The organism is Deinococcus sp. LM3, from assembly GCF_002017875.1.
Taxonomy (GTDB): Bacteria; Deinococcota; Deinococci; order Deinococcales; family Deinococcaceae; genus Deinococcus.
This window is the reverse complement of the sequence record NZ_MUFV01000002.1, coordinates 361,390-370,985: the sequence shown is the minus strand read 5'-3', so window position 1 is coordinate 370,985 and position 9,596 is coordinate 361,390. Positions and strand designations below refer to the sequence as shown.

General features: G+C 73.4%; 9 protein-coding genes. All 9 read right to left on the bottom strand.

Annotation, left to right across the window (positions count from 1 at the left end; genetic code table 11):
* Positions 1 to 7 precede the first annotated feature (7 nt).
* Entirely contained in the window at positions 8 to 1,129 is a 1,122-nt protein-coding gene (locus BXU09_RS15760) for a GTP-binding protein (protein ID WP_078305282.1), read from the bottom strand.
* Positions 1,126 to 2,847, bottom strand: coding sequence for a precorrin-3B C(17)-methyltransferase (gene cobJ, locus BXU09_RS15755; RefSeq protein ID WP_078305281.1), 1,722 nt, complete (start codon positions 2,845 to 2,847; stop codon positions 1,126 to 1,128). Before cobJ ends, BXU09_RS15760 begins: the two co-directional genes overlap by 4 nt.
* The gene (locus tag BXU09_RS15750) at positions 2,844 to 3,704 is read right to left on the bottom strand and encodes a cobalamin biosynthesis protein (protein ID WP_240501411.1); all 861 of its coding nucleotides are present in this window, start codon (positions 3,702 to 3,704) and stop codon (positions 2,844 to 2,846) included. The genes cobJ and BXU09_RS15750 overlap by 4 nt, the downstream gene beginning before the upstream one ends.
* Positions 3,701 to 4,480: a precorrin-4 C(11)-methyltransferase gene (cobM, locus tag BXU09_RS15745; RefSeq protein WP_078305280.1), complete on the bottom strand. Its 780-nt coding sequence runs from the start codon at positions 4,478 to 4,480 to the stop codon at positions 3,701 to 3,703. The genes BXU09_RS15750 and cobM overlap by 4 nt, the downstream gene beginning before the upstream one ends.
* On the bottom strand, positions 4,477 to 5,253 hold the full coding sequence (gene cobI / locus BXU09_RS15740; protein ID WP_078305279.1) for a precorrin-2 C(20)-methyltransferase: 777 nt from the start codon (positions 5,251 to 5,253) through the stop codon (positions 4,477 to 4,479). Before cobI ends, cobM begins: the two co-directional genes overlap by 4 nt.
* Positions 5,250 to 6,482, bottom strand: coding sequence for a cobalt-precorrin-5B (C(1))-methyltransferase CbiD (gene cbiD, locus BXU09_RS15735; protein ID WP_240501410.1), 1,233 nt, complete (start codon positions 6,480 to 6,482; stop codon positions 5,250 to 5,252). Before cbiD ends, cobI begins: the two co-directional genes overlap by 4 nt.
* Positions 6,479 to 8,092 carry a precorrin-8X methylmutase gene (locus BXU09_RS15730; RefSeq protein ID WP_078305278.1) on the bottom strand — a complete coding sequence of 538 codons (1,614 nt, stop codon included), beginning with the start codon at positions 8,090 to 8,092 and terminating at the stop codon, positions 6,479 to 6,481. Before BXU09_RS15730 ends, cbiD begins: the two co-directional genes overlap by 4 nt.
* A 154-nt stretch (positions 8,093 to 8,246) precedes the next feature.
* Entirely contained in the window at positions 8,247 to 8,930 is a 684-nt protein-coding gene (locus BXU09_RS15725; RefSeq protein ID WP_078305277.1) for a cobalt-precorrin-7 (C(5))-methyltransferase, read from the bottom strand.
* Between the two features lie 58 nt (positions 8,931 to 8,988).
* A complete protein-coding gene (gene cobO, locus BXU09_RS15720; protein ID WP_078305348.1) occupies positions 8,989 to 9,564 on the bottom strand; it encodes a cob(I)yrinic acid a,c-diamide adenosyltransferase in 576 nt (191 codons plus the stop codon).
* Between the last annotated feature and the right edge of the window lie 32 nt (positions 9,565 to 9,596).

Below are 9,596 nucleotides of genomic sequence, written 5' to 3'. Positions count from 1 at the left end.
CCGCCCATCACTCCCACCGCTGCGGCACGGCCCGGCCCAGCGCCTCCGTGACCTTCTTGCGACTCACGTGGTACCCGATGAACACCAGTTCGTTCGGCGCGTCCGCCCGCGCCGGGGCGGGCGTCAGGTCCACCCGCGAGCGCACCGCCTGCAAGGCGTGCCGTTGCCCGGCCGCGTCGGTCACGAAGCCCTTGACGCGCAGCACCGGGAACACCCGCGCCACGTTCCGCACGGCCGTCGCCAGCGCCTGCGGGTCCTGCGCGCCCGCGCCGGTCAGCCGGAACGACTGCCAGCCCGGATCGTGCTCATGAAAGTGCTGGTGCGTGCTCAGGCTGTGCACGTGGGCGTCCAGGTCGCCGTGCGAGTGCCCGTCCAGGCCGGTGTGATCGTGCAGCGGGCCGCTCAGGTCGCCGGGCGCGCCGCTGACCGGCGCGTGGTGGGCGGCGCGGCGGGCGCCGTGCAGGTTCAGGCCCAGCGTGAGCTGCGTGTCCAGCCGCGCGTCGTGCGCCAGTTCCAGGAAGCGCACGCGCGGCGCGCGGTGCCGCACGTCCGCCTCGGCCTGCAGCAGCTGCGCGTCGCTGAGGCCGCCGATCTTGTTCAGGATCGCCACGTCCGCGAATTCCAGCTGCGCGTCGAACACCTGCGCGGCGCTGCGGGCCAGTTCCGCACTGACCGTCTGGTCCGGGCGGTCCGGGTCGAAGGCGCCCTCCAGCAGCAGCGGCGTGTCCACGACGACCAGCGTGGCGTCCAGCGTGAAGGCGTCGGCGAAGTCGGGGGATTGCAGGGCGACCATCACGGCGGTCGGGGCGGCCAGTCCGCTCGTCTCGATCAGCACGTGATCGAAGGTGTGCCGCCGGTCCAGCAGGGCGCGCAGCGTGCGGCGGAAGGCGTCGTCGTCGCCGCCGTAGGCGAGCAGGCCGCCACTCACGTCGAACAGTTCCACGCCGTCCTCGCGGGTGCGCAGCAACGCCCCGTCGATGCTGACCTCCCCGAACTCGTTCACGATCACGGCCAGCGTGCGGTCGTGCGTCTGGCGCAGCAGGTTGTTCAGCAGGGTGGTCTTGCCGCTGCCCAGGAAACCGGACATCAGCGTGACGGGCGTGCGGAAGGTAGTATCGGGAAGGTTCATGCGGTCTCCAGGGGGGCCGGGCCGGACTGGACCGGAAGGTCAGGAAGGGCCGGAAGGTCGAGCAGGGCGCGGCGCAGCGCCTGCGGGTCAGAAAAGGCGCCGGGCACGGGCGCGGGGCGGCGCAGCACGATCAGGTGCGCGTCCAGGGCGCGCGCGGCGAGGCGTTTGGCGTCGAAGCCGCCCTCGTCGCCGCCGTCGCGGGTGATGACGGTCCGGACGCCCTGCGCGCGCCACTGCGCCTCGTTGAACTCGCGGGTAAACGGGCCGATCAGGGCGCTCACGTTCCGGGCGGGCACACCCAGCGCCAGCGCGCGGGCCAGCACGTCCGGCTGCGGGGTCAGGCGCACGAACACCTGAGCGCCCTGGCCGCCCGCCGCCAGGAATGCGGTCCAGAAGGCTTCCAGGTCGCGGCTGCCGGTCGCCAGGAACACCGGCCCGCCCCGCGCGGCGGCCTGGGCGGCGGCCGCGTTCAGGTCGTCCACGACGCTCAGGCCGTCCAGGCCCGCCGGGTCCGGTTCCAGGCTGGACGGGCGTTCCAGCCGCAGGTACGGCACGCGCAGCTGCGCGCACAGGTCACGCAGCTGCGCGGTGATGGCCTGCGCGTACGGGTGCGTGGCGTCCACGACGGCGCGCGCGCCGCGCAGGGCCAGCCGCCGCGCCTGCACGCCCGCCGGGCCGCCGTACAGCTGCACGCCCGGATGCTGCGGGGCGACGCTGGCCCCCAGGGACGTGGCGACACTCAGCGTGACCGGCAGGCCGTCCCCGGCGATGGCCTGCGCCAGGGCGCTGCCGTCCGAGGTGCCCGCGAACACCCACACGCGGCCCGCGTGTTCCGGCGAGGCTTCAGCGGGGGCAGGAGCCGGGAGTTCCGGGGCCGGGGTTCCTGCGGCGGGTGCGTCGCGGTCCGCCTCCCAGGCGTTGTAGCCGCGCGGCGTGAACATCCACGGGCCGCGCCGCTGCGTGAAGCGGTTGCCGATCACGACCGTGGTCAGCATGTCGAAGCGGTCGTCCAGCAGCGCCTGCAGGGTCGTGACCCGCACCTCCTGATCCTCGCGGTAGGCGTTGCGGACCACGCCGCACACGGTGTCCGGGCGTTTGTGCGCCAGCATCAGGCGCAGCACGCGGTACACGCCCTCCTGCCGGGCGCGGCTCTGCACGTTGTACAGCACGCACGACAGGTCCGCCTGCGCGATGTGCGAGGCGCGGTGCTCGATCCACTCCCAGGGGCACAGCAGGTCCGAGAGGCTCAGGGTGGCGAAATCGTGCGTGAGCGGCGACCCGAGCAGGCTGGCGCAGGCGGTGGCGCTCGTGATGCCGGGAATGACCTCCACCGTGAACGGCGTGGGGTCCGGCAGGTCCTCGAACACCAGTCCGGCCATGGCGTAGATGCCGATGTCGCCGCTGCTGACCAGCGCCGTCCGCTGCCCGGCGGCGGCCCGCTCGATGGCGACCTGCGCGCGCTGCTTTTCCTGCGTCAGGGGCAGCGTGACGATCTCCTGCCGGGCCGGGTCGAGCAGCGGCGCGACCCAGCGCAGGTACAGGTCGTAGGCGACGATCACGTCGGCGCGCATCAGGGCCTCGCGGGCGCGCTGCGGCACGAGGTTCAGGTCGCCCGGCCCGACCGACACCAGACTCAGGTGCCCGCCCGGTCGCGGGGAGGTCGGGTGCAGATCAGCGGATGTGGGATGGGTGGATTCAGGGTGGGCGGATGGGGTCATGCGGTGGCCTCCGGGGGTCGGGAAGAGGACGGGGCGGGAGGGGCGTCCGGGCAGGCGTGCGGAGGCCGGTCGCGGACGACGGCGACGGTCACGCCGCCCAGCGCGAGGCGGGGGAACAGCAGCTCACCGCGTGGACTGGCGATCAGGGCGCAGGGTTCACTGACGCCGGACAGGCCCACGCTGCGCTGCACCCACTCGCTGGGGCGGGTCACGAAGGGCCGCGCCTGCACGTCGGCGTGCGCGATGATCCGCAGCGGCAGCGCGTGCCGGTCGCAGAAGGCGTTCAGGCCGGGTTCGTCCGCCTTCAGGTCCACGGTGGCGACCTCGCGCACGTCGCCCAGCGCGTACCCGGCCTGGGTCAGGGCCTGCGTCACGGCGGCGGCGATGCGGCCCTCGGGCACGCCACGGCGGCAGCCGACGCCCAGCGTCAGGGGCCGGGCGGCCTCGCTGGCGGTCGTGATGACCGGCGCGGCCCCGCAGGCCCGCGCGACCGCGTACGCCAGGGCGTTCCCGCCTCCCTCGTGCCCGCCCAGGATGGGAATGACGTGCCGGGCAGCGTCGTCGAGGACCAGCACGGCCGGGTCGCGGGTCTTGTCACGCGGCAGGCCCGACAGGAAGCGCACGGCGATCCCGGCCGCGCCGATCAGCACCCAGGCCCGCGCGCCGGGGTACGCGGCGCGGAAGGCGTCCTGCTGGCGGCCCAGCGTCCAGGGGCGGTACACAGTCACGCGGCGACCCGCCGCCGTCAGCGCGCGTTCCAGTGTGCCGGCCAGCGCCCACGCGCCCGCCTGCACCGGCCAGATGCCCACGTCCGGCGGGCTGCTGTCCGGCAGACCCCTGTCCAGCGGGGCGGTCAAGAGTCCGTGCCGTCCGCCGCGCGGCGGAAGCGGTGCGCGTAGGCGGGGTCGTACAGGCGGCTCGGTTCGGTCAGCTCGCCGGGGTCGCCCAGCGCGGGGCTGACCAGCAGCATGGTCGTCAGCGCCCAGTCGCTCAGGGTCAGGTCCGTCAGCAGGGTGCCCAGCGTCGCCTCGTGCCGCCGCTCGTCGGGTTGCGAGGCCCGCTGCACCAGCGCGGCCGGCGTGTGCGGCGGGTAGGCTTCCAGCAGCTCGGTCACGATCTGCGGCAGTTGCCGCCCGCCCAGGAACACGCACAGGCTGGCGCGGTGCGCCGCGAGGCCGCGCAGGTTCTCGGCGTCCGGCACCGGACTGGCCCGGCCCGACGCGCGGGTCAGGATCACGGTCTGCGTGACCCCAGGCCGGGTCAGTTCCGCGCCCAGCACCGCCGCGCTGGCCGTGAAGGAACTCACGCCCGGCACGACCTCGTACGCGATACCCAGGGAGCGCAGGGCGCGCATCTGCTCGGCGGTCGCGCCGTAGATGGCCGGGTCGCCGCTGTGCACGCGCGCCACGTCCAGCCCCTGGGCCTGCGCGCGGCGGTAGAGCGCCACCTGCTCGTCCAGGTTCAGCGGCGCAGTGTTCACGCACTCGGCGTCCGGGTGGGCGTGCTCCAGCACCGCCTCCGGCACCAGCGACCCGGCGTACATGACCAGCGGGCACTCGGCCAGCCGCCGCGCGCCGCGCAGCGTGATCAGGTCCGGCGCGCCGGGGCCCGCCCCGATGAAGTACACCTTCACGCGAACCTCCGCTGCCGCGCGCCCCGGATCAGCAGCACGCTCAGGTACCCCAGCCGCGCCGCGTCCGGGCCATCCGGCAGGGTGTCGCTGCGCAGCGATTCCAGGCTCGGCAGGATCACCTCGCCGTCCAGGCCCAGGCGGTGCGCCAGGGCGCAGTGTTCCAGCAGGTCCAGTTCCGAGAGCAGGTCCAGCACGACCGGCAGGCGACGCCCGACCTTCATCAGGACGACCACGTCGTGCGAGGCGATATCGGCCCGCAACTGGGCCAGGTCGTCCGGGCAGGGCAGGATCAGCACCCGCTCGCGGCCCTCGCCGAGCGCGAAGCCGGTCAGGGCGGCGGCGGCGGCGTAACTGGTGACGCCCGGCAGCACCCGGCGCGGCAGGTCCGGCGCGGCGCGGCGCAGCGCACCCACCAGGTAGCCCAGCGTGGAGTACGTCATGGCGTCCCCGATGGTCAGGTACGCGACGTTCAGCCCCTGACGCTGCTGCCCGGCGATCTGCTCGGCCAGCGCGGCGTAATGCCCGCCGATGCGGTCGTCGTCGCCGTCCATCAGGAACTCGACCTCCTGCACGCGCCCGGCCGGGAAGTCCAGGTCGCGCAGGGCCTCCAGCGCCACGGACGCCTGCGACACCCGCGAGCGCGGCGCGTAGATGACGTCCGCGCCGCGCAGCACGTCCAGCGACGCGACCGGCAGCAGGCCCGGCTGGCCCGGCCCGACGCCCAGCCCGGCGAACCAGCCGGGAGCGGTGGGGGAAGTGATGTGTGTGGTCATGGGGTTCCTCCGTCTGAATGCGGGCTGAAAAGAGGGTCGGGAGGGAAGGCGGCAGGTGTGGACTCGTCGGCCAGCGGGCGGCCGTCCAGCGCGAACAGCGCCACGCGCACACCCGGCAGCAGCGGCGCGCGCCCGTGCAAGCAGGCGGCCACGTCGCGGGCCACGGCGGCCCAGACGGCGCGGCCCAGGTCTGCTCCGCCCTGATCCGGCCCGTCCTGAACGGTTCCGGCCAGCAGGTCCACGCAGGCGTCCACGGTGTTCGCCGCGTGCAGGGCGCCGACCAGCGCGCCCGGCAGGCCCAGACGGGCCGCCACGCGGGCGACGGCGTTCATGGCCATGCCGCTGTGGGCGCTGTGGGTGTTCCAGTCGCCGTTCAGCACCTTGGCCAGCTTCCCCGGATGCCCGGCCACCAGCAGCGGCGGCGCAGCCACCTGTGGGCCGTCCACGCGCGCCTGCTCCTCCAGGGCGTCCTGCAGGGCGTCCAGCGCGGCGCCCACGAAGTTGCCCATCTGCACGACCGCCAGCGGCGGCACGCCCAGGGTGTCCCGCGCGAAGTCACGGCCCAGCTTGCCCGGCGTGAACACCAGCGCCGCCGGGCGGGCGTGCACGGCCACGCGCACGTACACCTCCACCGACGCCATGTACGCCTCCAGACTCATGGGTTCCACCACGCCGGTCGTTCCCAGGATGCTGATGCCGCCCACGATCCCCAGGCGCGGATTGAAGGTCCGGCGCGCGATCTGCTCGCCGTCCACGCAGCCCACCGTGACCGCGAAGGCCTCGTGCCCCGCGACCTCGTGCGCCGCCGCGCGCAGCATGCCGCGCGGACCGGGATTGATGGCCGCCTCGCCCACCGGCACGCGAATGCCGGGCGCGGTGACGGTCCCCACGCCCTCCCCGGCGTGAAAGGACATGACCGGCGAGTCCTGCGGCGTCACGCGCACCCAGATCACCGCGCCGTGCGTGGCGTCCGGGTCGTCCCCGCCGTCCTTCACGACCTCCGCGTACGCCCCGGCGTCGGTGAGACGCGCGGCCCGGACCTCCACGGCCAGCAGTTCCCCGCCGGGCAGCGTGATGTCCACCACACGCGCCGTCCGGCCGCGCAGGCACAGCAGCGCCGCCTTCAGGGCCGCCGTGGCCGCGCTGCCGGTCGTAAAGCCGCGCCGCAGGCCGTTGCCGGCGGGCACGCTCAGGTCCAGTCTGGCGGGCGGCGTCACGCTCAGGCTCACGCGTCCCGCACCGGTGCGGCGGGCGGACTGGTCTGGGTCAGTCCGTTCTGCGCCAGTCGGTTCTGCTCCAATCGGTTCTGCGCCAATCGGTTCTGCGCCTGGATCATCAGGGCGTTCACCACGCTGCTGGCCCAGGGACTCCCGCCGCGCGTGCCGGCGTTCGTGATGCGCGGCACGCTCAGGCAGGCGCGCAGGGCCGCCTTGCTCTCACGGGTACCCACGAAGCCCACAGGCAGGCCGATCACCAGCGCGGGCCGCCAGTGCCGCTCGCGGATCAGGCGGTTGGCCTCGAAGATCGCGGTGGGCGCGTCCCCGATCGCCAGGATGCAGTCGTTCCCGAACCGCTCGAAGGCCCGCCGCACACCCGCCGCCGAACGGGTGATGCCCGCCTCACGCGACAGCAGGTGCGTTTCCGGGTCGTGTACACCGCACCAGACCGGCACGTCCAGCGTCTTCAGGACCTCACGTTTGAGGCCGCTGCTGACCATCGTCACGTCGGTCACGACCGTCAGGCCGCGCAGTACCGCGCGGATCCCGGCCTCGCACGCGCCGGGCGAGAAGAACAACTCGTCCACGACCGCCGGGTCGCCCGCCGTGTGCACCAGCCGCTGCGCCGCGTAGCGGTCGGCCTCCGGTACCGCTGACCAGTCGCGCAGCTCCTCGATGATCCGGAAGGACTCGGCCTCGATCGGGTGCGGCACGTACGCGGGAATCTCGCGGGGCGCGGCGGGTTCCTGCTGGCGGGCGTCCAGGCCGCGCGCCGCGCCGTGATGCCCGACCTGCACCTCGCCCACCTGATGCTCGTACCCCACGACCTGCACGCGGTACTTGCACAGCGAGCAGTTCATGTGGCCCTGCCCCTGCACGCCCTCACGGGCGCGTTCCAGGAACACCTGCGCGACCTTCGGGTGCGCGCCCAGCGGCCGGGTGCTCAGGAACTCCACGTCCGGGTACCGCTGCCGGGCCGCCGCGACCGCCTCCTCCACCCGGCGGGCCAGCACGCCCCCGAACAGCAGGTACGGCATGACGATCACCCGCGCGAAGCCCAGGCGGGCGGCGCGGGCCAGTCCGGTCTTCAGGTCCGGCTGCGCCGTGCCGCTGAAGCACACGCTGCTCGCCCCGTACCCCAGGCCCTCTTCCAGGAAGCGGGCGAGTTTATGCACGTCGCCGTTCGCGTCCGGGTCGGTCGTGCCGCGCCCCACGACCAGCAGCAACGTGCGTTCGCGGCGCACCTCGCCGCCGGTCTGTTCGGCCTGCACCAGCCGCTCGCGGCACACGTCCAGCAGCGCCGGGTGCAGGTCCATCGCCGCGCCGTAGTGGAAGGTCACGTCCGGGAATTCCAGGCGCAGGGCCTGCACCTCGGCCGGCAGGTCGTTCTTGGCGTGCGTGGCGGCCAGCAGCACGCCCGGCACCAGCACCACCTCGCGCGCGCCGGCCCGCACGGCCTCGCGGGCTGCCTCGTCCAGCGTGGGCGAGTTGAATTCCAGGTACCCGTGCGTGATGACCCGCCCCGGATCCAGGGAACGCACCAGCGCCGCGAGCTGCTCGAACTGCGCGCTGCTGGCCGGGTCGCGGCTGCCGTGCGCGGCCAGGACGACGGCGTAGGTCATACGGACTCCGATTGAATGGTTTGCACAAACCATTCAATCCGAGCGGATGCGACTCGTAGAGCTGCCCCGCAGAGTGGGAGAGGAACGGATTCCGGTCGTGGAGTTGACGACCCAGTGTGGTTCTGGGTTGTCAACGAAACAGACGGAATCCGTGTCATACCTCGCCCTCCAGGCCGGTCGGCATGGGCCGCAGCGCGCGGATCAGCAGGATGCTCATGTCGCTGAAGGCCCGGCCCTCCAGTTCGCCCAGCGTGCCGGTCCAGGTGGCCTCGGCGCGGGTCAGGTTCTCCCAGACTTCCGCGCGGTGCGCGCCGCTCACGCCGCGTCCCAGCAGGAACGCCGCCACGTCGCCCGGCATAAAATCCCATGGGCGGGGAATCACGATGGCGTTACGCCCGGCGGCCAGCACGTCGCGCAGGTGCGCCTTGAAGGGGGCCATGTCGCCCCGGCGGTGGAAGGTCAGGAACGTCGTCTCGTCGAAGCACACGCGCGCGCGGCTGGCGAGCACCTGCGCGGAACTGATGCCCGGCAGGGTCTGGACCGGGTGACCGCAGGCCGTCTCGACCCGCTCCAGGAACTGAAAGCCACTGAAGTGCACGTCGCCCATGAACACGACCACGCAGCGCTTCCCGGCGTGGTGCAGCGCCGCCACGCCGGCCAGTTTCTCGACCTGATCGCGGTACCCCATGGTGACCACGGTCTGGGTGGTCAGCAGCGGACGCACCACGTCCACGACCGCGTCGAAACCCGCGACGACGTCCGCGCCGGCGATCAGGTCCGCGCCGCCGCGCGTCAGGAAATCCAGGTGGCCGGGTCCGGCCCCGATGCAGATGATCACAGCAGTCCTCCAGGACGCCCCGCGGCCGCCGGGGCCGGGGGAAACAGAATGGGGCGCATCAGTACTCGATGCCGGTCTGCGCGCCGATGCCCGCCTCGTAGGCGTGCTTGACGGGCCGGATCTCGCTGACCGTGTCGGCCAGGGCGATCAGTTCCGGCAGGGCGTCCCGCCCGGTGACGACCACGTGCAGCAGCGGGTCACGCGCCCGCAGGACCACCTCGACCTCCGGCCAGGGCACCCAGCCGTACTTCAGGGCGTACGTGAACTCGTCCAGCACGATCAGGTCGTGCTCGCCGCTCTCGATGGCGGCGCGGGCCAGCGACCAGCCGTGCGCGGCCATCGCGGCGCTGTTCTCCAGGTCCCTGGAGCGCCACGTGAATCCGTCCCCCAGCCCCTCGTACGGCAGGCCCAGCACGTCCAGGGTGCGGTGCTCGCCGAATTTGGCGCTCTCGTGTTTCAGGAACTGGAACATCCGTACGCGCAGGCCCCGGCCGTGGGCGCGCAGCATCAGGCCCAGCGCGGCGGTGGTCTTGCCCTTACCGTTCCCGGTGTTCACGATCAGCAGCCCCCGGCGGCCCCGGCTGACGCCCTCGGCCTTGCGGTGGGCGTCACGGGCGGCCGCGAGTTCCTCCATGGCCTTCTCGCGGCGCTCGCGGGTAGCCGGGT

Bases quoted from the DNA above. Each gene is read 5' to 3' on its own strand.
- BXU09_RS15730 (WP_078305278.1), bottom strand. From the start codon at position 8,092: ATGACCTACGCCGTCGTCCTGGCCGCGCACGGCAGCCGCGACCCGGCC.
- cobI (WP_078305279.1), bottom strand. From the start codon at position 5,253: ATGACCACACACATCACTTCCCCCACCGCTCCCGGCTGGTTCGCCGGG.
- cobO (WP_078305348.1), bottom strand. From the start codon at position 9,564: ATGGAGGAACTCGCGGCCGCCCGTGACGCCCACCGCAAGGCCGAGGGC.
- cobJ (WP_078305281.1), bottom strand. From the start codon at position 2,847: ATGACCCCATCCGCCCACCCTGAATCCACCCATCCCACATCCGCTGAT.
- BXU09_RS15760 (WP_078305282.1), bottom strand. From the start codon at position 1,129: ATGAACCTTCCCGATACTACCTTCCGCACGCCCGTCACGCTGATGTCC.